19 protein-coding genes are annotated in these 26,433 nt (G+C 59.5%); 6 read left to right on the top strand and 13 right to left on the bottom strand.

The window, feature by feature from the left end:
* The first annotated feature begins 454 nt into the window (after positions 1 to 454).
* The 5 genes from EO141_RS07205 (at position 455) to EO141_RS07185 (ending at position 6,208) form a co-directional block, all read left to right on the top strand.
* Positions 455 to 1,558, top strand: a complete 1,104-nt coding sequence (locus EO141_RS07205) for a DegT/DnrJ/EryC1/StrS family aminotransferase (RefSeq protein WP_127168834.1) — start codon at positions 455 to 457, stop codon at positions 1,556 to 1,558.
* A complete protein-coding gene (locus tag EO141_RS07200) occupies positions 1,543 to 2,514 on the top strand; it encodes a glycosyltransferase family 2 protein (protein ID WP_127168833.1) in 972 nt (323 codons plus the stop codon). The genes EO141_RS07205 and EO141_RS07200 overlap by 16 nt, the downstream gene beginning before the upstream one ends.
* Positions 2,511 to 3,440, top strand: coding sequence for a WxcM-like domain-containing protein (locus EO141_RS07195; RefSeq protein ID WP_014506561.1), 930 nt, complete (start codon positions 2,511 to 2,513; stop codon positions 3,438 to 3,440). The genes EO141_RS07200 and EO141_RS07195 overlap by 4 nt, the downstream gene beginning before the upstream one ends.
* Entirely contained in the window at positions 3,427 to 3,864 is a 438-nt protein-coding gene (locus EO141_RS07190) for a GtrA family protein (RefSeq protein ID WP_127168872.1), read from the top strand. Before EO141_RS07195 ends, EO141_RS07190 begins: the two co-directional genes overlap by 14 nt.
* Positions 3,865 to 3,952: 88 nt before the next feature.
* On the top strand, positions 3,953 to 6,208 hold the full coding sequence (locus EO141_RS07185) for a sugar translocase (RefSeq protein WP_127168832.1): 2,256 nt from the start codon (positions 3,953 to 3,955) through the stop codon (positions 6,206 to 6,208).
* A 131-nt stretch (positions 6,209 to 6,339) separates the two neighbouring features.
* On the opposite strand, the gene EO141_RS07180 is transcribed toward EO141_RS07185, so the two are convergent.
* The 12 genes from EO141_RS07180 to EO141_RS07120 form a co-directional block, all read right to left on the bottom strand.
* Entirely contained in the window at positions 6,340 to 7,275 is a 936-nt protein-coding gene (locus EO141_RS07180) for an NAD-dependent epimerase/dehydratase family protein (protein WP_127168831.1), read from the bottom strand.
* The gene (gene gmd / locus EO141_RS07175; protein ID WP_127168830.1) at positions 7,259 to 8,302 is read right to left on the bottom strand and encodes a GDP-mannose 4,6-dehydratase; all 1,044 of its coding nucleotides are present in this window, start codon (positions 8,300 to 8,302) and stop codon (positions 7,259 to 7,261) included. Before gmd ends, EO141_RS07180 begins: the two co-directional genes overlap by 17 nt.
* Positions 8,303 to 8,397: 95 nt before the next feature.
* Complete coding sequence (locus EO141_RS07170; protein ID WP_127168829.1) at positions 8,398 to 10,914, bottom strand: glycosyltransferase family 1 protein; 2,517 nt, start codon at positions 10,912 to 10,914, stop codon at positions 8,398 to 8,400.
* Positions 10,914 to 13,040, bottom strand: a complete 2,127-nt coding sequence (locus EO141_RS07165; RefSeq protein ID WP_127168828.1) for a methyltransferase domain-containing protein — start codon at positions 13,038 to 13,040, stop codon at positions 10,914 to 10,916. Before EO141_RS07165 ends, EO141_RS07170 begins: the two co-directional genes overlap by 1 nt.
* A gap of 54 nt (positions 13,041 to 13,094) precedes the next feature.
* Positions 13,095 to 14,381 carry an ABC transporter ATP-binding protein gene (locus EO141_RS07160; RefSeq protein WP_127168827.1) on the bottom strand — a complete coding sequence of 429 codons (1,287 nt, stop codon included), beginning with the start codon at positions 14,379 to 14,381 and terminating at the stop codon, positions 13,095 to 13,097.
* Positions 14,378 to 15,172 carry an ABC transporter permease gene (locus tag EO141_RS07155; RefSeq protein WP_184360992.1) on the bottom strand — a complete coding sequence of 265 codons (795 nt, stop codon included), beginning with the start codon at positions 15,170 to 15,172 and terminating at the stop codon, positions 14,378 to 14,380. The genes EO141_RS07160 and EO141_RS07155 overlap by 4 nt, the downstream gene beginning before the upstream one ends.
* A gap of 82 nt (positions 15,173 to 15,254) precedes the next feature.
* A complete protein-coding gene (locus EO141_RS07150) occupies positions 15,255 to 18,359 on the bottom strand; it encodes a glycosyltransferase (RefSeq protein WP_127168826.1) in 3,105 nt (1,034 codons plus the stop codon).
* 375 nt (positions 18,360 to 18,734) lie between these two features.
* Positions 18,735 to 19,922, bottom strand: coding sequence for a cystathionine gamma-synthase (locus tag EO141_RS07140; protein WP_127168824.1), 1,188 nt, complete (start codon positions 19,920 to 19,922; stop codon positions 18,735 to 18,737).
* A gap of 101 nt (positions 19,923 to 20,023) precedes the next feature.
* Positions 20,024 to 21,394, bottom strand: a complete 1,371-nt coding sequence (locus tag EO141_RS07135; RefSeq protein WP_104583283.1) for a pyridoxal-phosphate dependent enzyme — start codon at positions 21,392 to 21,394, stop codon at positions 20,024 to 20,026.
* Between the two features lie 280 nt (positions 21,395 to 21,674).
* Entirely contained in the window at positions 21,675 to 21,893 is a 219-nt protein-coding gene (locus EO141_RS07130; protein WP_002814034.1) for a YdcH family protein, read from the bottom strand.
* A gap of 345 nt (positions 21,894 to 22,238) precedes the next feature.
* Positions 22,239 to 23,129 carry a hypothetical protein gene (locus EO141_RS07125; protein ID WP_104649384.1) on the bottom strand — a complete coding sequence of 297 codons (891 nt, stop codon included), beginning with the start codon at positions 23,127 to 23,129 and terminating at the stop codon, positions 22,239 to 22,241.
* Complete coding sequence (locus tag EO141_RS07120; RefSeq protein WP_039525328.1) at positions 23,126 to 23,509, bottom strand: DUF4398 domain-containing protein; 384 nt, start codon at positions 23,507 to 23,509, stop codon at positions 23,126 to 23,128. The genes EO141_RS07125 and EO141_RS07120 overlap by 4 nt, the downstream gene beginning before the upstream one ends.
* A gap of 98 nt (positions 23,510 to 23,607) precedes the next feature.
* Between EO141_RS07120 and EO141_RS07115 the strand changes: the two genes are divergently transcribed.
* Positions 23,608 to 24,741, top strand: coding sequence for a PilT/PilU family type 4a pilus ATPase (locus EO141_RS07115; RefSeq protein WP_104583280.1), 1,134 nt, complete (start codon positions 23,608 to 23,610; stop codon positions 24,739 to 24,741).
* 999 nt (positions 24,742 to 25,740) lie between these two features.
* Here EO141_RS07115 and maiA read toward each other — a convergent pair.
* Positions 25,741 to 26,403 carry a maleylacetoacetate isomerase gene (gene maiA / locus EO141_RS07110; protein ID WP_119131785.1) on the bottom strand — a complete coding sequence of 221 codons (663 nt, stop codon included), beginning with the start codon at positions 26,401 to 26,403 and terminating at the stop codon, positions 25,741 to 25,743.
* Positions 26,404 to 26,433 lie beyond the last annotated feature (30 nt).

Below are 26,433 nucleotides of genomic sequence, written 5' to 3'. Positions count from 1 at the left end.
ACGTGTCGTTATAATTGGCGTCACTTATCGGGATACCGTAGATGCCCTTGCAGAGCTTCGAGGTTCCGGCCACACGTGGGTTGAAGGTCGTCAGCTCCGTGTCGCCCCTCGTCGCCGGAACCGGTGCGTCGACAAGTCCCGGTGCTGCGAATGAAGACGGATACGCGATAGACCGCGCTGCAAGGAGGCGGATCTGGCAGCCAGCGCTGCCCATGCACTGCCGGCATCGATTGCGGGGCCGACGCTTGTGTTCGTTCAAACCTCCTGCGCTGCATCGAAAGTCCGGCGCCATACCAAACAAGCCAGGTTGGCTCCCCCAATCGTCCCCCTGGGCCAGGCCTGCCCGCTGACCAGCGGTCGAACGCGATATCCTTCTGCTCAAAGATTCCTCGGCCGTGCATCGCTGCCGCAGCATTTCAACTCCATCCACACATCACTTGATACCTCGGATTCCATGGACGCTCTGATTCCCGTCAACTCGTTGTCCCGCCACATCGCGCCCGTACAGGATGCCCTGTCTCAAATCGCAAGCACTATCGTCGCAAGTGGCTACTATGTGCTCGGTCCGAACGTGAAGGCCTTTGAGCAGGAGTTCGCCAACTATTGCGGCGTCCGTCATTGTGTCAGCGTCGCCAATGGAACCGACGCCCTGGAGCTCTCCCTGAAGGCCTTGGGCGTCGGGCCCGGTGATACGGTGGCCGTTGTTGCGAATGCCGCGATGTATGGCACCAGCGCAGTCCTGGCATGTGGCGCTTCGCCGGCGTTTGTCGATACAGGTGCGGGCACTGGGCTGATGTCCGTACCTGCGCTGGAAGCAATGCTCGCTGGCGGCAGTGCGCCAGCAGCCGTCATCGTGACCCACCTGTATGGCCAACTTGCCGACATCGAAGCGATCGTCGCGCTTTGCCAACCGCGTGGCATCAAGGTCCTGGAAGACTGCGCCCAGGCCCACGGCGCGGAGCGAAATGGCCATCGCGCAGGCAGCTTCGGCGATATCGCTTGCTTCAGCTTTTATCCGACCAAGAATCTGGGTGCACTGGGCGATGGCGGCGCGATCGTGACAAAGGACGACGAGCTGGCCGCCAGAGCTGCGCAACTGCGTCAGTACGGATGGACAGCCAAGTACACCAACAGCTTGCGGGGTGGCCGCAACAGTCGTCTCGACGAGCTGCAGGCCGCCATGCTGCGGTACATGCTTCCCCTGCTGGATGGCTGGAACCAGCGTCGCAGGGAGATCGCCAACCGCTACGCCCAGGGGCTGTCCAACCCTAGGATCGAAGCAGCCGGCCAGGTGGGCGCTGACAACGTGGCGCATCTGTACGTCGTGCGTTGCGATGACCGTGAGCAACTGCGTGCACACTTGCAGGCCACCGGTGTGCAGACGGAAGTCCATTACCCGTTGTGTGACCACCGTCAGCCCTGCCATGCGGGTGCATTTGATTCAGTGGTACTGCCAAACACGGAAGCCGATGCGGCGCGCGTCACCACACTGCCCTGCTTCCCCGAGCTGACCGACGCGGAAGTCGACCGGGTCATCGAAGCATGCAACCGGTTCTGAGCGACGTGCAATTGCCTTCTCTCAGCCTCGTCGTTCCGATCTATGGCAACGAGGGTTCGATCGATGAACTGCTACAGGCCGTCGACTTCATCGCACGGAGCGTGGGTGGGGATTTCGAAGCGGTTTTCGTGGTGGACGGCAGCCCTGACCGCAGCTACGCCCTGCTGCGCGAAAAGTTGCCGGGCTGCGCGTTCCGCTCGCAACTGGCAACGCTGACCCGCAACTTCGGCGCATTTCCGGCGATCCGTACCGGGCTGCAGCTCAGCTCCGGGGAGCTGACGGCGGTCATGGCCGCCGATCTGCAGGAACCCCCAACGCTGGTCATCGACTTCTGGCAACGCTACGCCAGCGAGCGCTATGACGTGGCCTTCGGCGTGCGCGAAGCGCGCAGCGATCCGGCGGCCTCGAAGCTGGCGTCGACCTTGTTCTGGGCAACCTACCGGCGCATGGTCATCAAGGACATTCCCAAGGGTGGCGTGGATATCTTCGCTGTCAGCCGTGGTTTCCTCGAGCGGCTGTTGCTGTTGAACGAAGCCCATTCCAGCCTGCTTGCGCAGCTGTTCTGGCTGGGCGGCAAGCGCGAATTCGTCAGTTACCAGCGGCGCGAGCGGCAGCACGGCAAGAGCGCCTGGACCCTGAGCAAGAAACTGCGGTATCTGTCCGACAGCGTCTTTGCGTTCACCGACCTGCCGGTCCGCATGCTGACGGCGCTGGGCCTGATCGCGCTGGCATTTACCACGCTGCTCGGTGCGCTGGTGCTGGCCGCGAAGTTTTCCGGACTCGTCGCAGTGCCGGGCTATACCCTGACCATCCTGACCATTCTCTTCTTCGGCGCGCTCAATTCATTGGGCCTGGGTATCGTGGGTACCTACGCCTGGCATGCGTTCGAAAATACCAAGGCACGTCCGCTGTCGATCATGCAGTCGGTCGAAAACTTCGAAAAGGATAAACCGTGAGTTATTTCGTGCATCCCAATGCCCTTTGCGAGAGCGAGAACATCGGCGAGGGCACCCGCGTCTGGGCATTCGCGCACGTGCTTCCCGGAGCGCGCCTAGGCCGCGACTGCAATATCTGCGACGGCGTGTTCGTTGAATCCGATGTCATCGTAGGTGACCGCGTCACCGTCAAATGCGGCGTGCAACTGTGGGACGGCGTGCGTTTGGGCGACGACGTTTTCGTAGGGCCGAACGCAACCTTCACCAACGACCTGTTCCCGCGCAGCAGGGTGTATCCCGAGAAATTCCTCGGCACCGTGGTCGAGTCGGGCGCCTCGATTGGCGCCAATGCAACCATCCTGGCCGGCACCACCATCGGCAGTGGTGCGATGATCGGCGCTGGCGCAGTCGTTACGCGCTCTGTGCCGCCCAATGCCATTGTGGTTGGCAATCCCGCACGCATTGTCGGCTACGTTTCCGACAAGGACGCAAACCAGCCTGCCGCATTGCCGGTTGACCAGGGAATCACCGACACTGCCGTTCCGGGCGTCAAGCTGTACCGGATGCCCAGTTTCGCCGACATGCGTGGCTCGCTCTCCGTGGGAGATTTCGATAGTTTCCTGCCTTTCAATGCAAGACGGTATTTTCTGGTTTACGGCGTCCCCACCCAGGAGACCCGTGGCGAACACGCGCACAAGCGCTGCCATCAGTTCCTGATCTGTGTCTCCGGTTCGGTCAGAGTCCTTGCAGATGACGGCACCCGCCGTATCGACGTCGAACTCAACTCGCCGAACCAGGGCATCCACCTGCCGCCGATGATCTGGGGCACCCAATACAAGTACTCGAAGGACGCTGTTCTCCTGGTGTTTGCTTCCGAGCCCTACGATTCAGATGAATACATTCGCGATTACGCTGACTTCAAGAGTCTGGCGAATGCAGCCGGATGAGTCCTCACAGGCCGATGCCCTGCTCGGGCGGCATCGGCCACTGATCTCCGTAGCGCTGCGCTTCCTGCTGGGCGGGGCACTCAACACGGGCCTGACTCTGGTGCTGTACTGGGTGCTCCTTCGCTTTATGCATTATCAGTGGGCTTATCTTGCGAGTTTCTGTGCAGGCATCTTGCTCAGTTACCTGATCAACACCCGTTACGTCTTTCGTGCTGAACACAGTTGGTTGAAGTTCGCGGCGTTTCCGCTCATCTACCTGGTGACCTACGCACTTGGCGCCTTGGCGCTGAAACTCAGCGTAGGGCATCTGGGCGTGCCGGCAGCGGTCGGCCCACTGATCTCCATCGTTGTCACGCTGCCGGTGTCGTTCATCCTGAGCAAGTTGTTGTTGCAGGCCCCCAAGCGAGACTCCCCCCAGGGCTGAGCCAGACGCGGCGCAGAACGTCACCCCACCTAACGCCTGCCTGCAGCCTCCGATGGCGCAGCGCATCCATCCTTGAACTGTGGACTAGATGAGCACCCTACTTCCTCCTACGACGCCGGCCCGCCCACTTCTCAAGGCCGAATGGCTGCCCCTGCTGTTAGGCGCCGTTCTGTCCGTAGTGGCCGGCAGCGTCCTGCTCGTCGGCTGGCGGGCGGGCCTGTTGCCTGTGCTGGATTACCCACTCTCGTATAGCGGCGACGCTTTGAGTAGCCTCTGGCTGACGCAGCGAGCGATGGAAGGATGGATCTTCGAGAACGCCCGGAGCGGATTCCCATTCGGCTCCTCCTTCCTGGATTATCCCGGAGCAGATTCCGGCAGCTTCCTGTTCCTGAAGCTTGCCGGCATGCTTGCCGGCAGCAGTGCCGCGGCACTCAATCTGTTCTTCCTACTGGGTTTTGCGGCGAACTTTCTAACGGCATATTGGGTGATGCGCTGGCTGCGCATCGGTCGTTCGCTGTCCTTTACCACAGCCATGCTCTTTACGCTGGCGCCGTTCCACTTCCTTCGACTGGGACACATCTTTTACACTTGGTACTTCAGCATCCCGATCTACTTCATGCTTGCGATCCGGATTGCACGCGCGGATGCATCGCTGGATTTCTGGAGCGCCCGACCCACGCGCAAGATCGCACTTGCAGTGCTTTACCTCGTCCTGAGCTGCTTCGGCGTTTACTACACGGCATTCGGCCTCATCCTGATTGGAACAAGCTGCCTTATTGCGCTGTTTCAAAAGAATTGGACGTCAATCACCCGCATCGCTGCACCTGCCATTTTTTTCCTCGCGGCTGGAACGCTGGCAAATGTCGCGCCCAATGTGATCAACGAGCGGATCAACGGTCACAACCCGGAGGTCGCGGCCCGCGCACCTGGCGAGTCCGAAATCTATGGCGTGAAATTGATGCACTTGATCCTGCCCAGACCAGAACATAGATTGCCGAAACTAGCCAACGTGACCGCCAAGTACATGGCCAACACGCCCTTAAACAATGAGAATACGACGGCCTCCATGGGCTTGATCGGCTCCTTTGGCCTAGCCATCCTGGCATTGGTCGCCTTCGCGCGGCTGGCCGAGCAGCGTACAGAAGAACGCATTGCGCTGTTTGCCACTCTGTCTGCTGTCCTTCTCGCATTCATGACCATTGGTGGGCTTGGCTCTCTCTTCGCGCATGTTGTATCGCCATCTATCCGAGGTTGGAACCGCGCCAGCATTTTCATCACATTCAGCACGCTCGCCGCAGTGGCAATAGTGCTGCAGTTGCTGTCCGACAAGTTAGGACGTCGGCACGGTATCACCATCGCTCCGGTCGCGGCTGTCGTCATACTGGTCTTCGGTGCATGGGACCAAACCTCCCCTGTCTGCAGCGGATGCCAATCTGACGCTCGCACTGCGTACGAGCAGGACAAGCGTTTCATACAGAGCATCGAAGCTGCCCTGCCTCCCGGTGCAGCCGTTTACCAGTTGCCCTACATGCCATTCCCGGAAGTGCCTCCCAGGAACGCCTTGCATACTTATGACCTGGCTGTGGGATTCCTACATTCGCAGCATCTGAAGTGGAGCTACGCGGGAATGAAGGGGCGCGAGGGTGACCTATTTTACCGAAACCTAGAAACCCAACCGGCTGCGACGCAGCTGCAAGCTCTTCATCGCTTCGGCTTCGACGCCGTCTATATCGACAAGAGAGGCTATGCTGACCAAGGCGCTGAAGTTATCGGTGAATGGACACGCGCTATCGGCGAGCCGCCGGCGATGGTTCGCGAAGACGGCGACGTCGTGGTTTTCCGTTTGCCAGGTGGTGCGAAACCTTCAAATGCAGCTGCTGCTAAGGAAGCATTAATCGCCGAACCGCCGGCAGACACCAAGATTGCCGCCGCCTCACTTCGCAGCTTTCTCACGGAAGGCTGGTCGTCCGACGAGGCGTGGGGCGTCTGGTCCGCAGGTGCAACGTCATCATTGCGCTACCGCGTCAACGCAGCGACTGCTGGCAGGACAACGGTGATTTTGCGTGGAAATCCGTTTTTGCCCGGTCCTCAGCAGGCCCTGCGTGTACTCGCCACTGTCAACGGCATCCAAGCGCTCGACACCCGCATCACTGCAGCACAGCCGCTGCCACTGGCGCTTAGAATTCCCGTCACAACCCGCCAGCCGGGTGAGGTAGTGCGCATCGTTCTAAACTACGAAACACCTGTATCTCCCGCAAAGATCGGCTTATCTATGGACCAGCGGCTGCTCGCCTTCGGGCTCACCAGCTTAGAAGTTTGCACGTCCGAGTGCGACAGACGATGAGCCTTCGGAAACAATGCGTGGTCTGTTGCTACTGATGAAGGCTTGACTGTAAGGACAACGCCGAGAAAACACTACGCTTACCGCACAGCGAGGGCTCAGCTGGATTTTCCAGCCGCCCTCGGCTGCTCTCACTATTTGAGGCTGGAGGCCTCGAGCATCCAGCGCAGAGTCTCCTCAAGCGGCGGACATCGCCAATCACCAATGAGGCGCTGCAGCTTGGCATTGCTGCCAAGTAACTTCTTGACTTCATTCTGCCGAACAAAATCCGGGTTCACTCGAACTTCGATTTCGTGACCAGTGATCTTTGCGCAGATCCTAATAATGTCACCAAGTGAACTGGCTACGCCCGAACATACATTGACGATCTGACCCTCGGCCGCAGGCAACTGCAGAAGCTGGCGGTAAGCCAGCACGACCGCTCTAACATCGCCGAAATCACGCCATACCTCAGTGTTCCCTAGTTCTATAGAAGCAGCCCGCGACGCAAAATGGGAAACAATCTTGGGTACCAGGAAATTAGCTGCCTGACCCACCCCGGTATAGTTAAAGGGGCGGGCAATCACCAAGGGAAGGCGCTCCTGCCATAATCGGGCGACGTGCTCCATTGCGAGCTTACTAACCGCATAATCGTTCGCTGGCGCAGGCTCAACCGATTCCTCGATCACGCCCTCAGTTGCATTGCCGTAAACATTCGCACTACTCGCAATCAGCACCTTTTCGGGCCGGCGCCGGGTTGAAGCCAGCGCCTGTAGTAGGTTACGCGTGCCGAGCAGATTGACGCGGTAGAAATCGTCGACGTCGCCATGGCCGACGAAAGCCACTGCCGCCAGATGAACGACATATTCGGCGTCAGCCTCTGTGACAACACGAGCGACGTCCGCAGGGTCCCGCAGATCCATCGGCCAAAACTCGTCGATGCCGGCCGAGCTCGTAGTGTCGGGGCGCGTCCCGACACCAATGACCGTGCACCCCTGCTCTTTGAGCTGCTGCGTCATATAGCGTCCGGTGAAACCGGTCGCTCCACTAACCAGCACCCGCTTGCCAGTCAGATCAGAATGAGAAGCCACGCTCGTTCCTCTTGAGATCGGCCTCAACCATCATCTGGCACAGCTGCTCCAGCGTGGTTTCAGGCTTCCAACCAAGGACGCGGGCCGCCTTCTCCGGGTCGCCGATCAGCAGCTCAACTTCTGCAGGGCGATGAAATTTCGGATTGATGCGCATAACCGCCTTGCCGGAGGCCATGTCCACAGCAACCTCATCGACATCCTTACCGCGGAACTCGACGTTGATACCCGCACCCTTGAACGCCATGCTGACGAAATCACGGACGGTTTCGGTACGATTGGTTGCCAGCACGAAGGTATCCGGCTCGTCAGCTTGAAGCATCCGCCACATTCCCTCGACATACTCCTGCGCAAAACCCCAGTCTCGCTTCGCGTCTAGATTGCCCAATTCAAGACAGTCAAGCAGACCGAGCTTAATCTTTGCGACGGAGTCGGTGATCTTACGTGTCACGAACTCACGTCCACGCAGTGGACTTTCGTGATTGAACAAGATCCCGCTGGAACCAAAGATGTCGTAGCTTTCGCGATAATTCACCGTAATCCAGTGCGCGTAGAGCTTTGCGACGCCATAGGGACTACGAGGCCAGAAAGGCGTGTCTTCTTTTTGAGGAATTGCCTGAACCTTACCAAACATCTCCGAGGTCGATGCCTGATAAAAGCGAATTTTTGAGTTCACCAAGCGAATGGCTTCCAGTATGTGCAACGCACCGACACCTGTGATTTGGGCCGTAGTGGTCGGCTGCTCAAAACTGACGCCTACGAAGCTCTGAGCAGCCAGGTTGTATATCTCATCCGGCTGGATCCGCTGGACCATCGCAATGGTCGTGCCGAGGTCGGTGAGGTCGTACTCGACCAGTTCAAGATTAGGATGTTTGGCGACTCCTACCTCCTCAAGTCGCCAGAAATTTACAGAACTAGTACGGCGGTAGGTCCCATAGACCTTGTACCCCTTGCCCAACAGGAGTTCGGTCAAGTAGGCACCGTCCTGCCCGGTAACACCAGTAATAATTGCCGTCTTTTTGTTAGTCATTTACATTACTCTTTGAGAATTAGGGAGGCAGCCTAGTTTGGAGTGCGGGCTGTTGGTCTTGCCCAGCACACCCCACGTAAGATGCCATCTGCGTATCATAACTTGCCGTTGACTAAGACTGACTCTTGGGCCACAGGTGCCAACGCAACATTTGCAAGTTGGTCGGCACTTTGCACCCACGTTAACCAAGGCATTGCATCCGTGCGCGGATGCGCACCGCGAGCATGAAGCTCTAGCCACTTCTCGATCGCATCCCCGATCTCCAACGGCGTGCGGCCCACAAAGTAAGCAGCATGCTCACCAGCCACTTCTCGAAATACTGGAATATCGCGGGCGAGCACCGGCAGCCGGCGCTGGCCGGCCTCAATAAGCGGCAACCCGAAACCCTCACCTTCGGAGGCAGCAATGAGGCAAGTGCATGCTGCATACAGCATCTCCAAGAACTCATCACTGGCGGAAGCCAACCAGAACAAGTTGCGGTGCAATTGAGGATGGTTTTCGAGCTTTTCGCAGAGTTCGTCAACCAGCCAGCCTTTCTTGCCAACGATCACCAAAGCGATGTCACTGCCCATTGACCAGAGATGCTCAAACGCAGCCAGGACCCCTGCGTGTCCTTTGCGTGGTTCGAGAGTACCAACTAGCAAAAAGCTTGGCACCTGCTGTAGACGCGACAACAAAAGCTCCGCACGTTCTGGCATTCCGCGGCTTGGCGCACTACCTTCAAGATCCGCACCAAGGTGAAACCACTTCATATCTGGACATTGTTTGATTCCGTTCTCAAGCATCCAGCCTTCAACGTCGTCTGCCACAGCTCGCGAAATACAAATCAAACGATCTGACACGTCGATGATCCCTCGCAGCCAACGTTCGTGGTGCTGCCCACCGGGTCCGGGCCACCACTCGGGATGTCGCACAGGCAGGATGTCGTAGATGACGAAATTGATAAGCACACCGGTTGCACGAAAGTAGTCGAACCACTCGGATGCAACATCGACCGCGTGGCCTACTAAATCCAGACCTAGAAACACGTCCCCGGCATGGCAAACAAGCGGAGCGTCTTGACCCAGATCCTCCCCTAGCAGGTAACCAGCATACGCATTCGCACAGATATAGCGGCGTGAATCACGGTCTAGACGAATTAGTTGAACTCTGTAGCCATCCGGCGCCTGACGCAGCCACTCGTTAGAGATCGCACGGGTCACGCGCTGAATCCCGGTGCCAAGGTCATGCGCTGCGAGTTCGGTCACGTCAAGCATCAACATTCGCGTCGCTGGCGCGATGCTGCGATCAAGCGCATCGGCTGCAGCAACAAGTGCCAGAGGATGAACGTCATCGGCGCTGATCGCCGCAATCGCAAGATCAATCACCTCCTCAACGCCTATCCGTGGCAGCGACCGCGCATGGACTTCTTCACATGCATCCAAGAAGGACTCTGCGCTTTTCTCCCAAGAGAACGCGTTTGCGCGTTGCAAGGAAAATGCACGAGAGGCGGCAACTGCCGCTTCGTCTTCAAGCATCCATCGGATGCGTTCACTCATCTCGGCTGTGTCGTAGGGGTCGAACAACATCGTTGGCTCGGTGGCAATTTCACGTATGCTCGATGCATTGGCAGCGATCACAGCGGCGCCACATGCCATGGCTTCCAGTACTGGCAAACCAAATCCCTCATGCCAAGATGGAAACACAAAAAAACGACATTCGTTATAAAGCGCAACCAACTCCTCGTCGGTCACGTAGCCTGTAAAACGAACTTCGCGGGATTCGAGGCCACAGACAGCTGCCACTTGCATCAGCTCATCGACTAGCGGCGACGGCATTCGTCCTGCCAGCACGAGTTGAGCTGTCTTGCGAAGATTTGCAGGTACGCCAGCGTATGCCTCGACCAAGCGCTTGAGGTTTTTGCGCCTATCTGCGCCCCCTGTATACAGAATAAAATCACCCTCGATCGCAAATTTGCGTCGAGTCGAGCGGCGCGCTGGATCAAGCTTCTGGAGAGGCACGAACACGGAGTCGCAACCTGCAGAGATGTTGTATACCTGCTCCCGTTCAAATCCACCGACAAGGCATGCCTCTTGGACAGAACTGTCCGAGATCGCAAGCAAGGCATCAGCCTCCTGCAGATAAGAAAATTTCTTCAAATAAGCGTTTTTATAATTTGGCTCCGGGTCAAGGTAAATCTCAGGATTCATGATGGGAATCAGATCGTACATCGTAACGATAGTCGGGACCCTGCATGCGCGGCCAATGCTGGTCACGGCATTGTCCCCATAGCCCTCGAACAGACTAGATACATGTAAAACGTCCGGCTGCAACGCAGCTAGCGACGCCTCACGAATGATCTCCGCATGATTACATCGCGCGGCGTTTCCCGAGTCGCACGTATTGACAGGAAGCGAAACATGCCACACATGAATATTTTCGGGGGGGACGAGACCCTTGAATGTGGTACGTATATCCTTGATGGATTCAGTGAAAGCCCCGTTTAGTGCAAGATGGATGTCATGCCCTCTTGCACGGCGCGCCACAAAAAGCGCGAGAGAAAGACTATACCTGCCGATACCGCGAAAGCGGCTTTCGGATTGTGCACCCTGAAGATCTATAACAATACGCATCAAACAAGCTCCGTGTTACGCGCTGTCAGCATGCGCCCATAAAACTTTAGTCCGCGAGAAGACAACTGGCTCGCGGCACTGTGCTCGGTGAGCGCTGTTGTATCGATCACATGACCAACAATTGAGACGTGTTGCGGGGCAGCGTGAGCTGCACGTTCAATAAGCATATCTGAGGTCGCAAGCGCTCTTATTTTCGAATGCAATGGGGGTGAGTTACGCAGCGCACGATTAAGCATTCTTGCAAACGCAGGTCGCTTCAAAACCCGGCGGATCAAGGCAACCATTATCCGTCTAATTGAGGCTCTCGGACCTCTTGCCAAACGCGCCATGCCCCTTAATGGTCGAGTCAAGCGCCATGACGTAGTTGCATGGACCGCATGAAGATTTTGTTCGGCAACGCTGGCACGCAAGTACCAATGATGTGCGTTCTGGAGCGAGGAGTTGAGTTGCGCACGCACATCCTCAATTTGCTCACGCAGTGTTGCAAAACTTACCCCTGTAGCTTGCAGTCGGCGACGAACCTCATTCATTTTTGCATTGTCCGAACTATGCACCTCATTCAGACTTAGGATCGTCTCGTTGAGTTCTTCTCTGATTCTGTCGCCTTCCCCGGCCTGTAGATACCAGCGGTGTGCGTTGCTCAGCGACTCGTTCAACTTAGCCTTCAGCCCCTCTAGCTCGCTCTGCAGATGTCTGGCAGAACGCTCGTATATTAACAATGCTCCCTCCTGCTTGCGCAGGACGTGCAACCAGCCGGCCTGCTCGGGCATAGATGTAGTTAGGCCGAGTGCGTCATGCAAGGCTCGATAGGTCCAATTCTCCTGAGGCAAGGCAAGAACATGGTGGAACGCATCCCTATATCGCGCAGGCAGCATGGAAATATCCAGTAGTGGGCGTCGTACCGGAAGCGGCGCACTCACCTGTCCGTGCACGATCTCACGAAGAGTAATAAGTAAAGAAAGCAACAAGTCATTTGGCCAAACGCAGTCGGCAGCCTCGGTAGAAACGGCGCCATAGTCGATGAAGGCAATGCGCCCGGCGTCATCGAGCAACAAATTCCAGCATCTAATATCATTGTGATATAGCCCGGCAGCTTCAAGTGCTACAAGCTGTGCAATGATGGTATCGGCGACTTCTTCATAGGCATAGGGCGCCTTCTCCTCGATCAGCTCCGAAAGCAGCCTCCCGGCGAGCTGTTGACGCAGTATCCACACGTCCTGGCTGTCCTGAAGATGCGCCATCAAGGATGGAGCAGTTACGCCTGGCGGCGGCATGCGCAAGAAACTGACTTCGTTTTCATACTCCGTGAGATTGATATTTCGACGTGCAGGATTGACTAGCGACATTTTCTTGAGCAAGACGCCTTCCGCAAAATAGTAGCGTCTCGTTCCAGCATGGCTGTTCATCGCATTGGCATGCGATTCGCTACGCCAAGTATCGAACTGTCTAAAATCCTCGCCTAACAGCCAATAGTGGCTGCTTGCGTAATACAGGGGGCGCGTGATTCCTGAAAGATGCGTGACCTGGTGAGCTAATACGCGAAGCAATGCGTAGCGCTGCAGCAGTTCTGCAGGATCGGCAGGCTGGCTGGGAGCCCAATAAAGAGGTTCCTCTCGAACAGCCAATTCGTAGATCCCAATCGGGATGCAACTATTGATGCGACCGACGAGATCGACAACAGGCTCGAGCCCGTGCTCATGGATCAGGTGATGGAAAACGCTCAGCCCGAGTACAAGATCATACCTGCCGTGCTCTAGCCGCCCGACAATCTCTTCGATCCGCCCGCATTCAAACGTTGCTGCTGCCGATCCTTGCTCACGCGCCAACGCCTGACACACCGCAACGTTGCGATCCAAGAAATCCACCCCGTGCACGATGAATCCTCGCGCAGCGAGATTGAGCGAGAAAAAGCCCTGGGCGCACCCCAGGTCAAGTATGCGAGCAGGACGTTCCAGTGCCGTCTGGAGCCGACCAGCAACATCCAGAATCAGCTCGAGTCTGTCCTCGCAACTACGCGAGCTATCCTCGGAAAGCTCCGGGTGGCCAAAGATCGGCTGATACTTTTCAGGGAGGGCGGCCACCAAGTCGGAAATCGAGCTGGTGACAGATGGCAAAGAATCGATCATCGATAGGAACCTAAGCGGAGGCGGCATGTCAGCGTGACATGCGGAAGTTGGCAATCAGGCAGCGTCGGTAGAAAATTCGGCCTTTAGGTCGATGATTCCCCAGAACTGCATAGGGCGACTGACGTCAAGCATGATTGCATCGTAACGGCGATCCAAGGGCACTAGTTCAGCCAGCGGATCACCGCTAGAAATTCCCAGGGAAACCATGTAATGCCCCTCATTGACGCTCATCGGAAGACTGAAGTGGCAGGTCACCATGTCACCGGCACGCGGAGCGATCACTTCACGTCCATCACTGGACAAAAACGAGTTGGTCCCATATAGAAATAGCCCTTCCAATGTTTTGAGCAAAAACCCGGGCACAACGTTATCAAAATCACGCTCGAAGACGACTTTCATATAAAAATTGGTGACCGCTCCGCTTTCGATCCGCGCGGGGAAACGCTCCCCCCCGCTCACGACGGCGTAGTCGATGATCTTCGCCCCGCCCTGGCCCCAACGATGCTCGCCGCGGTTGTAGCCGTGTCGGGTATGAAAGACGTCTTCGGCGCCTTGGTCAGGCATTACCTCTAATGAAACATGACCTGGCGAAAGACTGGCACCCGACGTGCGCCCAAACAATTCGTCCAGATATAGATTTGAGATCTCACGCGCGGGACCATCCGCGTAGACTCCCCCGTCCTTGATAAAAAGAACGCGATCGCAATGCTTCACGATGTCGCCTACGGCATGACTCACAAGGATCAGGGTGGTCCCGTGTTCCTTGAACGCCTGAACACGTTTAAAGCACTTCGCTTGAAAGTAAGCATCGCCGACCGAAAGTGCCTCATCGACGATCAACACGTCCGGCCGGAACGCCGTCGCCACTGCAAACGCCACCCTCACCTGCATACCGCTGGAGTAGGTCCTTACCGGTTCGTCAAAGTATTCACCAACCTCTGCGAACTCCTCAATGTCTGCTATTGCTGAATCGATCTGCTGCTGCGAGTAACCCATCAGGCCCGCCGAATGGTAGGCGTTCTGCCGGCCGGTCAAGTCGGGATTGAACCCCATGCCCAGCTCAAGGATTGCAGCGATATGACCAGAGCGGACAATACGGCCTTCGGTTGGCTGCACCGTTCCTGTGATCAGCTTCAGCAAGGTACTCTTGCCAGCGCCATTGCGTCCAACCACACCAACTGTTTCGCCGCTTTTTATGGAGAACGACACGTTGCGCAGAATCCAGTGCTCCTCGCGGGGGCGAACAGGGGCGCCAAACCAACTCGCCGCGCGCAGCCACTGGCTGCTCCAGACCCGATAGGCCTTGCCGACCCCCTCGACCTTCATAACAAAATCGTTCATAGGGCGTCCACCAGTTCCTGACTTGCTCGCCGGAACACCACGAGCGACATTACGCCCAGCACTACTGTCGCCAAACCAAGCGGCGCCAGTGACATCCAGTCAGGGTTCTTGTCATATAGCAGAACCTGCTGATAGGCCGTAACAAGCGGATACAGAGGATTGAGCCTGAAAACATCTCCAACCTCCTTCGGCAAGATGGTGATGTTGTAAACAATGGGAGTCAGCCAGAACAGTGCCTGCAGTATCACCGGCACGACCTGTGCGATATCGCGCATGAACACATTAAACACACCAAGTAGCAGCCCGACTGACATAGCGAAGGTGAGCGTCAGTAGCATGAGCATCGGCAGCCAAAGAACAGGATGCCCGGGGAAATGTCCGAGGACAGCGAAGACAATAAAGATGGCAAACAGCAATAGTATGTTGTTCACAAGCATTGCACCGCCAGCGATGAAGGGCAGGCAAATGCGGGGAAACGCCATTTTTTTCATCAAGTTACCATTCTCTACAAACAGTGAGACACACTTATTGATTGTCTCGCTGAACATGCTCCAACATAGCGTGCCTGACATCAGGTACAACGCGTATGCGTATTTATTGTCAATGCCTGGCAGCTTGGCTGACAGCACTTCCGAAAGAATCGTTGCAAAAATCAGAACCTGCATTAATGGATGGATGATCATCCACAGTGCGCCGAGTTTGCTTTGTATAAAACGCATCCTCAATTCGTTCTTGATCGAGGAGAAGATGAAATACCTGTAGGCCCATAGGGACCGCAGCATGTCTTTCATGATGTAACGCTTCCTGAAAAGGATGACGGCACCGCAGCCGATGCGGCAGCCCGGACGGGTTGATGAGCGCCAGCGCGGCGATTCATTGCAGAATCGTCTCTAAACGCGTTTGCATGGAGGGGACTTGGCTACTGCTCGCATGTTGCCAGAGCAACGAGCGGATCATGTTGCGCAAACGTTCTATAGGTTCGTTTAGTGCTCCAACTTCGTCCGGTGGGGGCAATATGGCGGCATTTGCGACGATACCGCACTGCCTGAGCACATTGAGCGCGACGATGTCAGGCACCAGGATGCGGTGGCACCGTCTGAGAGTAGCCAGAAGTGCTGGGGCACATTGCATCGACTCTGAAACATTGCTCAGCAACACGATCACGACCCGATCGTGGCGCTGTTGAGAATCCAAGAGATCGGCAAGACCCTCCTGTCCGTCCAAAAGATCCTCCTCGATCACAACAGCATTTACTCCGTTGCGGTCGAACGCGGTGATCGATTGCTCGGCTACAGAGACAGGCGAAACGCCTCCCGCCACGTCAATCGATACACTTGAAGACATGCTCCGGAGAAGCACTACTTTGCCTGATAGCGCATCAGCCAATGAGTCTTTTTCTTGCGCTGCACCTAAGTAATGCGCTGATCGCTCGATCCATCCGATTACTGGCTCGACCGCGCGTATTGGCCGAGTGGATATGTCGTGAGCGAAATCCACTAGCCGCTGCGCAACATGCTTCCAAAGGAATTGATTGCGAAGTAACCGCTGGCCACACAAGGTTCGCTCCATCCGCTCCTCGGGGGAGAGCCCGTATACCTCGCGCAACAGACCGGATAGCCCCCTTCGAGATGGCTCCGCCCAGACTGAATGTGGAAGGCCAAAGACCGTCTCGGCCGGTGCGAATGTGTAATCAATGAGCCACGAAGTATCCTCATTACAGAACTCGCACTGCCCTCCCCAAGCAGTGGTAATCACCGCTAAACCGGACACCATGGCCTCTGCAAGCGGGAGGCCGAAGCCTTCTGCTCGACTAGGGGCAACCATCACATCACACTTCGAGTAGAGTTGTTTGAGCGTGGCGCTGTCGATGTCTTCTTCAATGATGATCACGTGCGGAAAGTCAGCATTTTCCCGTTGCGCATCATTTAGCCAACGCCGGACGTCGTTTTGAGGATTGGTAAATGTCTTGATGACCAAAGTCACATCGTCTGCATTGCTGAAGGAATCGCCATAAGCCTTGAGCAGCACATCGACACCCTTGCGCGGAAGACAGGACGACACATGCAAGAAACGGAAGCTACGCGCCTGTAACTGGAAGTCCTCTCCGTCCGGAATACCATCCCAGTGATCCACGCCTGCGCCGCAGACCGCCAAAGGAAGCGCAGCACCGCTATCGACCAACGTTTTTACAACATGCGTCGAAAGAGCTGAAATACCCTGAAGAAATTCATTGAAGTCCGCGACCCACTCTGCCGGTATCTCAGACTCCTCCCATGCGTAAGCATGAAGCAGGTTGAATCTGGACATCATATCGGCAACGCGCGGGGGATACAGCAGGCGACTGCAGACATCAGCTGCGGCTGGCGGATATTTGTCGGTTTGGTCGTGAAGCTCTGCGATCGCGGGATTTGCAGCAAGAAATTCGGTGTTCGCAGCGAAGTCCCCTGCCCCATCGGTCGAATGTAAGGCCACGTCTAGGTTCAACGAGGCGAGCGCGCGTGCAAGTTCGCGATTGACAAGGGCAAGGCTATAGCTACTGTCGAACGGGCCTTCGACACGCCAAATGGGGCGATCAGCAAGCGGAGAGTAACGGCGTAGCACGTCGCGCGCGAGATCCTCGTTGGCATCAATGGCCGCAGCGGCCTGCATAAGATCCTCTTCAGACACCACGTCCTGCGGGCTACGCGCATCAGCAAGCTCCGCGACGAGCGCACCACGGGTGGTTTCCAGGGCTTCATGGGCTTCGCGCCACCCCAGGCGCACGATAGGGCGACTGCCACAACAATCCTCAAATGCGTCGAGCGCGCGCGACGCGGACTTTGCCCAGGAAAACTTACTTGCACGTTGCGGGCCATACTGGCGCAGGCTCGCTGCAAAATCGATATCGTCCAGCACGCGGCGGATTGCGAACGCGATAGCCGACGCATCGCTGGGATCAAACAACGCATCCTCGCGCCCAATGACCTCGGGAATACTGCTTGCGCGAGCGCCGATCGCGGGAGTCCCGCAAGCCATAGCCTCCAGCAAGGGGAGACCAAATCCTTCTTGCAACGAGGGAAGTACAAACAACTCAGCGCCGCAATAAAGTTTCACCAAAGCGTGATCGGACACCCACCCTGTGCAGATGATTCGATTCGCTGGTAGACGCAAGCGACGCGCCACCAACGCAAGTCGCTCGCGCTCCAGGTCAGTCAATTGGCCGGTCACTACAAGCTGATAGCGCTGCTGAATGTCCTCACCAAGTAGCGCATATGCCGCGATAAGAGTCTCCAGATTTTTGCGGGGGTCCATCGCACCGCTGTACATCAAGTAATGCCCGTAAATACCGTAAGCACGTGCAAACCCGGCTCGTACGTCGTCGCTGATCGGAATCGGCCTGAATGCTTCCGATGCGGCGGACGAAATATTGACAACACGGTCAGGATCCACAGAAAGGCTATCGATTGCATCGCTCCTTACGTGATCAGAGATAGCCAGCAGAAGATCTGCACGCCGCAATGACTTAACCTTGTCTGCGTACCACTGTGCTGCCCAATCGACAGCGATGTATCGCTGATCATGGAGAGGAATCAGGTCATACAAGGTAGTCGCAGTGAACGGCGATGAAGGCCGACGCCCGATGGAAGTCACCGCGCTATCCTGCGCGCCTTCAACAAGGCTGGACACATGGATAACATCGGGCTGCAAGGTTTGTAGAAACGCCTCGCGCATTCGTTCTGATGCTGCCCGTCGCCACGCATTCGCCGGATCACGCCAATGAACAGGCTGCACCGAGCGGAATTTCACCACTCTTTCTGGTGGCAGCAAGTACGCCAGTGCATCCACATCGGTTTGTTCGATGTCACCGTTGACGACTAGCCAGAACTCGTGATCTCTCGGCTCACGGAGCATCGCTTCAGCCAAGGAAAGCGAATAACGACCAATGCCTCGGTGCCTACTCTCCGTTTGAACGCCCTGCAGATCTATAGCAATGCGCACGGCTCAAAGTGCCCTATCAGACATTGCCCGACGGAGATCGTCATAGATGCGAGCCCCGCGTGCATTTAGCCGCCCTCGCAGGGCTGGATTGCTCGGCCTACCGTTGATTGCCAAGTGACCATGCCCCATCACATCACCCAACCCAGCGCGCGCACCGAACCGCTTGGCGACCAAGAGCAAACTTGGCGCAGCCGATAACCCACGCATCAGCGCCCGCTTAAGGACAGGACGCAACAAGATGTATCGCATCGTTCCGATCAGTACGGATCGAAACCTGCTGCTGCGCGGCCTGATGCCACCCGGCAAGCCGCTCATCGGGATTTGCCTAAGTGGCACTGATGCAGCGCAGCCTTCACCACGGCAGCGACGGACTTATCACCCAAGAAGCGCACGATCCAAATCCCCCCGCAAATCCCCAACATCCTCAATCCCCACACTAAGTCTGACCAGCGCGTCGCTGATGCCGAGCTGGTCGCGGCGGGCCACCGGGATGGAGGCATGGGTCATGACGGCGGGATGGTTCACCAGGCTTTCCACACCGCCCAGGGATTCGGCCAGGGTGAACAGCTCGGTCTTCTCGCAGAAACGCTTGGCCGCGTCGAAGCCGCCCTTGAGGACGATCGAGACGATGCCGCCGAAGCCGGACATCTGGCGCTGGGCCAGGGCGTGCTGCGGGTGCGAGGCCAGGCCGGGGTAGATCACCTTTTCGATCGCGGGGTGGGTGTCAAGCCATTGCGCCAGCGCCAGCGCGTTGTCGCAATGCGCGCGCATGCGCAGCGGCAGGGTCTTGAGGCCGCGCAGGGCGAGGAAACTGTCGAAGGGCCCCTGCACGCCGCCGATGGAGTTCTGCAGGAAGGCCAGTTGCTCGGCCAGCTCGGCGTTGTCGCCGACCACCGCGATGCCGCCGACCATGTCCGAGTGGCCATTGAGGTACTTGGTGGCCGAGTGCACGACGATATCGGCGCCCAGGCCGAGCGGGCGTTGCAGCATCGGCGAGGCGAAGGTGTTGTCGACCACGATCAGCAGGCCGTGCTTGCGCGCGATCGCGGCAATGGCGGCGATGTCGACCAGCTTGAGCATCGGGTTGGTCGGGGTCTCGATCCACACCATCCTGGTCTCGGGGCGGATCGCAGCTTCGAAGGCGGCCGCATCGGTCAGGTCGACGAAGCTGAAATCCAGGCCAGCGGTGCGGCGACGCACGCGCTCGAACAGGCGGAAGGTGCCGCCGTACAGGTCGTCCATCGCCACCACGTGGCTGCCGGCATCCAGCAGCTCCATCACCGTGGAAGTGGCGGCCATGCCGGAGGCGAACGCGAACGCGCGCGTGCCGCCTTCCAGCGACGCGACGCAGCGCTCATAGGCAAAGCGCGTGGGGTTGTGGGTGCGCGAGTATTCAAAGCCCTGATGCTCGCCCGGGCTGGACTGCGCATAGGTGGACGTCGCATAGATCGGCGGCATCACCGCCCCGGTGCTGGGATCCGGCGACTGCCCTCCATGGATCGCCAGCGTCGCCAGCGACAGTGCGCGCTCGCCATCGTGGCTGGGTGGGGTGCGATTGGACATGGAGGTTCCCGGAAAAAGTGGCGGATTGTAGCAAGCAGGTCTGAATGGCCGGTGCCGCGCGTCTCATCCGGGCGCGCGGCGCTACCCGACCCTGCCTGCAATCACTGCACGCGGCGGCGCAGGTAGTTCAGCAGGTCGATACGGGTGATCAGGCCGAGGAACTGGTTGCCGTCCATGACGATGGCCACCTGGCCGCGGTCGAACACCGGCAGCAGCGCTTCGATCGGCGAGGCGACATCCAGGCGATCGAGCTTGCTGACCATGGCGGTGGAGATCGGGTCGCGGAAGCGCGCCTCGTCACCGTACACATGCAACAGCACGTCGCTCTCGTCGACGATGCCGACCAGCTCACCGTCATCGATGACCGGCAGCTGTGAGACGTCGTACAGCTTCATGCGCTGGTAGGCGGTGGTCAACAGGTCCTTCGGCCCGACCACCACGGTGTCGCGCTTGTTGTACGGGCGCAGGATCAGGTCGCGCAGGTCGCCGTGCTGCGGGCGCTCCAGGAAGCCGTTGTCCAGCATCCAGTAGTCGTTGTACATCTTGGACAGGTACTTGTTGCCGGTATCGCAGACGAACACCAGCACGCGCTTGGGCGTGGTCTGCTCGCGGCAGTACTTCAGCGCGGCGGCCAGCAGGGTGCCGGTGGACGAGCCGCCCAGGATGCCCTCCTTGGCCAGCAGCTCGCGCGCGGTGTGGAAGCTTTCCGCGTCGGTGATCGAATAGGCCTTCTTGACCCGCGAGAAGTCGGAGATATCCGGCAGGAAGTCCTCGCCGATGCCTTCGACCAGCCAGCTGCCGGATTTCTCGCTGACCGTGCCCTCTTCGATGTACTGGGTCAGGATGGAGCCGACCGGGTCGGCCAGCACCAGCTCGGTCTGCGGCGATGCGGTGGCGAACGCGCGCGACAGGCCGGTCATGGTGCCGGAACTGCCGCAGCCGAACACGATCGCGTCCAGCTTGCCGTCCATCTGCGCCAGGATTTCCGGGCCGGTGCCGAATTCGTGCGCGGCCGGGTTGTCCGGGTTGCCGAACTGGTTGATGAAGTAGGCGCCCGGGGTCTCGGCGGCAATCTTGGCGGCCAGGTCCTGGTAGTACTCCGGGTGGCCCTTGGCCACGTCCGAACGGGTCAGCACCACCTGGGCGCCCATGGCCTTGAGGTTGAAGATCTTCTCGCGGCTCATCTTGTCCGGCACCACCAGGATCAGCGTGTAGCCCTTCTGCTGGGCGACCAGTGCCAGACCCAGGCCGGTGTTGCCGGCAGTGCCTTCGACCAGGGTCGCACCAGGGCTGAGGTCGCCGCGCTGCTCGGCCGCTTCGATCATCGACAGGCCGATGCGGTCCTTGATCGATCCACCGGGGTTGGCCGCCTCCAGCTTGAGGAACAGCTCGCAGACGCCGGTGTCCAGGTGCTGTGCCTTGACGATCGGCGTGTTGCCGATCAGTTCGAGTACGGAGGAATGGATCGCCATCGGAATATCGTCACTGCGTCGCGCGGGGCTTGGCCGCCCATTATCCGACGAACCGCTGGGGAATGCTCATTCAGACTGGAACCGATCGCGCCGGCCCGTGAACGAGCGGGCCCAACGCGCGCTGCCATGACCTGACTGTCCGGCCGCAGGGCAGGCGTTGGCGCCATCCTGCCCGCCGCGTGACCCACAGGTTGCGCATAGAAAGACGCGGACGGTGGCAAGCCGACGAGGAGGCCGCCACCGCCCGCGACGGTGAACTTGTTCTAACGGTGGGGAAGGATCAGTGGGTGAGCTGGTCGTACATCCGGGTGAGCTTCTCTTTTGCCTGCAACTTCTCGCGCTTCATCTGGCCCAAGGTCACGTCGTCGATGGGGAGCACCCCGAGTTCGGCATCCATGCATTTCTTGTTCAAGAGCTTGTGGCGTTGGTACAGCTGCTTGAACTCGGGATCTGACTTGACCAATGCGTCGATTTCGGTCTGCGGTTGCCCTTCGAACATGGCGTTACCTCCTTCACTTGAAACACTTAAAACAAGAACGCCCCGGCCGCGGCCGGCACGGGGCGCTGCTTGGGGATGGAAGACTCACGGATCACAATGGCAGGCGCACTGGCGGAACCCACACGCTGCCCGCCAAATTGCGTTGATGCGTGCCCTTGCGTCACTGGCCCGGCCCTCCGTACGTCCAGGCAGCGGAGTGCTGCCCGGGAGTACGACCCTACGCCGGTCGCGGAGGGGGTTCAAGGCCGGAACGGCCGCTTTTGCCGTTCCCTGTGCCAATCAGTGACCGCGGTTCAACCGGGCGTCATGCCCGGGTTAAAAGACCTTAACTTCCAACCACTTGCATCACGGCGAGACAACAACCTCGGCAGCGCGCGTCTTGCTGGCGGCGGCCTTGGTGCCATTGACCTGCAGACGCGCACTGGCAACGCCGGCAGCCACCAACGCGTCGCGCAGCGCTTCGGCCCGCTTCTTGGCCGTGGCCGCATCGCTGTCGTAGCCGACGATGCTGACCCGGCCCTTCTTGCCGATGTTCAAGTATTCGGCCAGCGCCTTGGCCTGCCCTGCGGCATCGCCTGACAGCGCCGCCTTGCCACCAAACGCGCCACTGCCCAACGAAAATACTTCGCCGCGGCTGTCGAACCTGGCGGATGGCAACTTGGCCCCGGCCACCAGCTCGGCTTCTTCGTGCGCCAGTTGCACGGCCTTTTGCTGGGCCGCATTGAGCTTGGCGGTCTGCTTGCCGGCCACGCTGGTCAGCGCCAGCTCGGCGTCCTGGCGGGCCAGGGTCTCCTGCTCGGCCGCCTGACGCATGCGCTCGGCCTCCTCGGCCTGGATCTGCGCCTGCACGCGCAGACGCTCGGCCTCCTGGCGCGCACGCGAGGCGTCACGGCGGCTGGCTTCGATCAGCAGGTCGTTGCGGGTGCCCTCCAGCCGATCCAGTTCGCGCCGGGCCAGCGCAGTGCGGGCGGTGAGTTCGGCGATTTCGACCCGGCGGTCGGCCAGGAACACCAGTTCGTCGCGGTCGCGGCGCTTGGCCTCGGCCAGCGCCGCCACGCTTTGCTGCGCCTGCAGCCGCTCGTAGCGGGCCAGGTCGTTGGTCTGCGGGTCGTTCTGCAGCGCGGCCAGGCGCCGGTTGAGCGCATCGGCCTGCGGGTCGTCCTTGGCGGCCATCGCCAGCGGCGGCAGCGTGGTCAGGCTCAGCACACCAAGATAGAGGAGCGGACGCAGTTTCATCGGCCGGCCTCCCCGGTGTTGAGGCTGTTCTGCAGCTGCGCCACTTCCTTGCGGCGTTGTTCCAGCTGGGCGGTGACCACCGCCTCTTCGCTGCGCGCCTTGGCCAGGTCGGCGTCGGCCGCTGCGCGCAAGGCGATCTGCGGCACCTGCTTGCGCTGGCGTTTGTCCAGTTGCGCCTGCTGGGCCTGCATCAGTTCCTGGCGGGCCAGGTTCACCAGGTCGGGGGCGTATTGGTCGGCATCGGCCTGGGTGGCGCGTTGCACGGCCTGTTCGGCGGCGGTGAGCTCCGGTGCCACCTGGGCAGCAGCAGGAGAGGAAAGAACCATGAAACAGGCGATGCCATACAGGGATCGCCGCAAGTATGCGAAGCTAGCCGTCATTAGGGGAGCCGTAGCGAGAAGTCTCGAGCACGGCCATTGTCGGAAGCCTGCGGCGTACTTGCAACGAGACGCTGCTGTTTGTTGGGGAACCATTGCGCATGGATATCGGCTACTTCCTGAAGCTGATGACCGAGAAGAATGCCTCGGACATGTTCTTGACCACCGGCGCACCGGTGTACATCAAGATCGAAGGCAAGCTCTACCCGCTCGGCAATACGGGATTGCCGCCGGGAATGGTCAAGAAAATCGCCTACTCGCTGATGGACGAAGGCCAGGTGCCGCAGTTCGAGCGCGAGCTGGAACTCAACATGGCCATCGCCCTGCAAGACGCCGGCCGGTTCCGCGTGAACGTGTTCAAGCAGCGTGGCGAGGTGGGTATGGTGATCCGCGCCATCCGCAGCCGGATTCCCAGCATCGAAGAGCTGAACCTGCCGCAGGTGCTCAAGGACGTCATCATGACCCCGCGCGGGCTGGTGCTGGTGGTCGGCTCGACCGGCTCGGGCAAGTCGACCTCGCTGGCCTCGATGATCGACCACCGCAACAGCACCACCACCGGGCACATCCTCACCATCGAGGACCCGATCGAATATCTGCACAAGCACAAGATGTCGATCGTGAACCAGCGCGAGGTGGGCCTGGACACGCATGCCTTCCAGAGTGCGCTGAAGAACGCGATGCGCGAGGCGCCGGACGTGATCCTGATCGGCGAGATCCTGGACGCCGAGACCATGGAGGCGGCGATCGCCTTCGCCGAGACCGGCCACCTGTGCCTGGCGACGCTGCACTCCAACAATGCCGACCAGACCATCGAGCGCATCCTCAATTTCTTTCCCGAGAGCGCGCACAAGAACGTGCTGATGAACCTGGCGCTGAATCTGCGCGCCGTGGTGTCGCTGCGCCTGGTCAAGGGCGTGGACGGACGCCGCCGGCCGGCGACCGAGGTACTGCTCAACACGCCGATGATCCGCGACCTGCTGCGCCGCGGCCAGGTGCACGAGGTCAAGCAGGCGATGGAAGAATCGCTGGAAGAAGGCATGCAGACCTTCGACCAGTGCCTGTTCCGCATGGTCAAGTCCGGCGAAATCGAGCAGGAGGAAGCGCTACGCGCGGCCGACTCGCGCGACGGGCTGGCGCTGAAGTTCCGCCTGTCCGAGGGCGGCTCCGGCGAGCACGACCCGTATGCGGACTACGAAACGGCAGCGGCACCGAAGATCAGCCACGGCTTTATCTGATGGATTCGGTAGCGAAACGCGGCATGCGGCAGCACTGATGGATCACGGCTGCCGACGCTGGGTTTTCCGGCGTGCTGGCGCTGCCGCAGGCACCCTCATCCGGCGCTGCGCGCCACCTTCTCCCGCCCGCGGGAGAAGGAGAAAGACGTCGGTAACACCGGAACGTCACCCAAGGGCTCAGGGCGAGCGCCATCGCGGTCGGCGGCACCTTTTCCAGCGCTGCTGCCTTCTCCAGGCACATCACCCGCTCGAAAGCACATCACCTGCCTTCTCTGGAGCGTCACCTGTTCCAAAGCACGTCATCCGGCTTCTCCAGAGCGCCTCACCTGCTCCGAAGCGCATCATCCGGCTTTTCCAGAGCGCCTCACCTGCACCAAAGCACATTATCCGGCTTGTCCAAAGCGCCTCACCTGCTCCGAAGCGCACCATCCGGCTTCTCCAGAGCGCCTTACCTGCTCCAAAGCACGTCATCCGGCTTCTCCAGAGCGCCTCACCTGCTCCGAAGCACGTCATCCGCTTCTGCAGAGCGCATCCTGCGTTTCTCCAAGGCCCCCACTCCGCACTCTCCGAAGCACCTGGACCGGCGTTGCGAGCCTCTCCTCTCATTAATGGCGACACCAGGATCGGCGGTCGTGCAAAGCGGCGAGCCATTCGCCCGGAGCGCCTGGCCGGAAGCTGACGCGTCGGCTCCCCGGCATACCCTTCTCCCGCGCGGCGGGAGAAGGTGCTCGCAGCGCGGATGAGGGCCCTGATGCGCCAGCGGCGAGCCAGTTCCCGGGAGTACCTGGCCGGCCGCCAGCGTGTCGGTGCCCGGCATACCCTTCTCCCGCGCGGCGGGAGAAGGTGCCCGCAGGGCGGATGAGGGCCTTGATGCGCCAGCGGCGAGCCAGTTCCCGGGAGTACCTGGCCGGCCGCCAGCGTGTCGGTGCCCGGCATACCCTTCTCCCGCGCGGCGGGAGAAGGTGCCCGCAGGGCGGATGAGGGCTTGACACCCTGCCCTCACGCCACCGCATCCACCTGCATTTCCGGCCGTGCCGCATCGAAGGCCGGCAGCGCCAGGCAGGCCTGCTCAATGCGTTGCAAGGTCGGATACGGCGCCAGATCGACCTCGAAGCGATGCGCGTTGTACAGCTGCGGAATCAACACGCAATCGGCCAGGCCTGGCGTATCGCCATGGCAGAAGCGCCCGGTGTGCGCATCGCGCGCCAGTTGCGTTTCCAGCGCGGCGAACCCGCGCTGCATCCAGTGCCGGGTCCAGTGCTGACGTTGCGCGACGTCCAGCGCGAACGCGCGCTCCAGCAGCTGGGTGACACGCAGATTGTTGAGCGGATGCACATCGCAGGCGATGAGCTGCGCCAGGGCGCGCACGCGGGCGCGCTCGGCCGGCGCAGCCGGCAGCAAGGCCGTGGTGTCCGCGAACGCCTCTTCCAGATACTCCAGGATCGCCAGCGACTGCGCGATCACCACGCCGCCGTGGCGCAGCGTCGGCACCAGTTCCTGCGGGTTGAGCTGCGCATAGGCCGGCGCGTGTTGCTCGCCACCATCGCGCACCAGATGCACCGGATGCGCGAGGTAGACCAGCGCCTTCAGCTGCAGGCCGATGCGCACGCGGTACGCAGCGCTGGAGCGCCAGTACGAGAACAATTCCAGTGGCGCACTCATGCCCGGCCCCGCATGCGCTGTTGTGCGTGC

The sequence above is a fragment of the Xanthomonas sp. BRIP62415 genome (assembly GCF_003993515.1).
Classification (GTDB): domain Bacteria; phylum Pseudomonadota; class Gammaproteobacteria; order Xanthomonadales; family Xanthomonadaceae; genus Xanthomonas; species Xanthomonas euroxanthea.
This window is presented reverse-complemented; position numbering and strand designations above follow the sequence as displayed.

Excerpts from the sequence above, each read along its gene's own strand:
- maiA (WP_119131785.1), bottom strand. The coding sequence starts at position 26,403 with ATGAGTGCGCCACTGGAATTGTTCTCGTACTGGCGCTCCAGCGCTGCG.
- EO141_RS07190 (WP_127168872.1), top strand. The coding sequence starts at position 3,427 with ATGCAGCCGGATGAGTCCTCACAGGCCGATGCCCTGCTCGGGCGGCAT.
- EO141_RS07170 (WP_127168829.1), bottom strand. The coding sequence starts at position 10,914 with ATGCGTATTGTTATAGATCTTCAGGGTGCACAATCCGAAAGCCGCTTT.
- EO141_RS07120 (WP_039525328.1), bottom strand. The coding sequence starts at position 23,509 with ATGACGGCTAGCTTCGCATACTTGCGGCGATCCCTGTATGGCATCGCC.
- EO141_RS07200 (WP_127168833.1), top strand. The coding sequence starts at position 1,543 with ATGCAACCGGTTCTGAGCGACGTGCAATTGCCTTCTCTCAGCCTCGTC.
- EO141_RS07155 (WP_184360992.1), bottom strand. The coding sequence starts at position 15,172 with ATGAAAGACATGCTGCGGTCCCTATGGGCCTACAGGTATTTCATCTTC.
- EO141_RS07160 (WP_127168827.1), bottom strand. The coding sequence starts at position 14,381 with ATGAACGATTTTGTTATGAAGGTCGAGGGGGTCGGCAAGGCCTATCGG.
- EO141_RS07130 (WP_002814034.1), bottom strand. The coding sequence starts at position 21,893 with ATGTTCGAAGGGCAACCGCAGACCGAAATCGACGCATTGGTCAAGTCA.
- EO141_RS07140 (WP_127168824.1), bottom strand. The coding sequence starts at position 19,922 with ATGTCCAATCGCACCCCACCCAGCCACGATGGCGAGCGCGCACTGTCG.
- EO141_RS07205 (WP_127168834.1), top strand. The coding sequence starts at position 455 with ATGGACGCTCTGATTCCCGTCAACTCGTTGTCCCGCCACATCGCGCCC.
- EO141_RS07115 (WP_104583280.1), top strand. The coding sequence starts at position 23,608 with ATGGATATCGGCTACTTCCTGAAGCTGATGACCGAGAAGAATGCCTCG.
- EO141_RS07135 (WP_104583283.1), bottom strand. The coding sequence starts at position 21,394 with ATGGCGATCCATTCCTCCGTACTCGAACTGATCGGCAACACGCCGATC.
- EO141_RS07125 (WP_104649384.1), bottom strand. The coding sequence starts at position 23,129 with ATGAAACTGCGTCCGCTCCTCTATCTTGGTGTGCTGAGCCTGACCACG.
- EO141_RS07185 (WP_127168832.1), top strand. The coding sequence starts at position 3,953 with ATGAGCACCCTACTTCCTCCTACGACGCCGGCCCGCCCACTTCTCAAG.
- gmd (WP_127168830.1), bottom strand. The coding sequence starts at position 8,302 with ATGACTAACAAAAAGACGGCAATTATTACTGGTGTTACCGGGCAGGAC.
- EO141_RS07165 (WP_127168828.1), bottom strand. The coding sequence starts at position 13,040 with ATGATCGATTCTTTGCCATCTGTCACCAGCTCGATTTCCGACTTGGTG.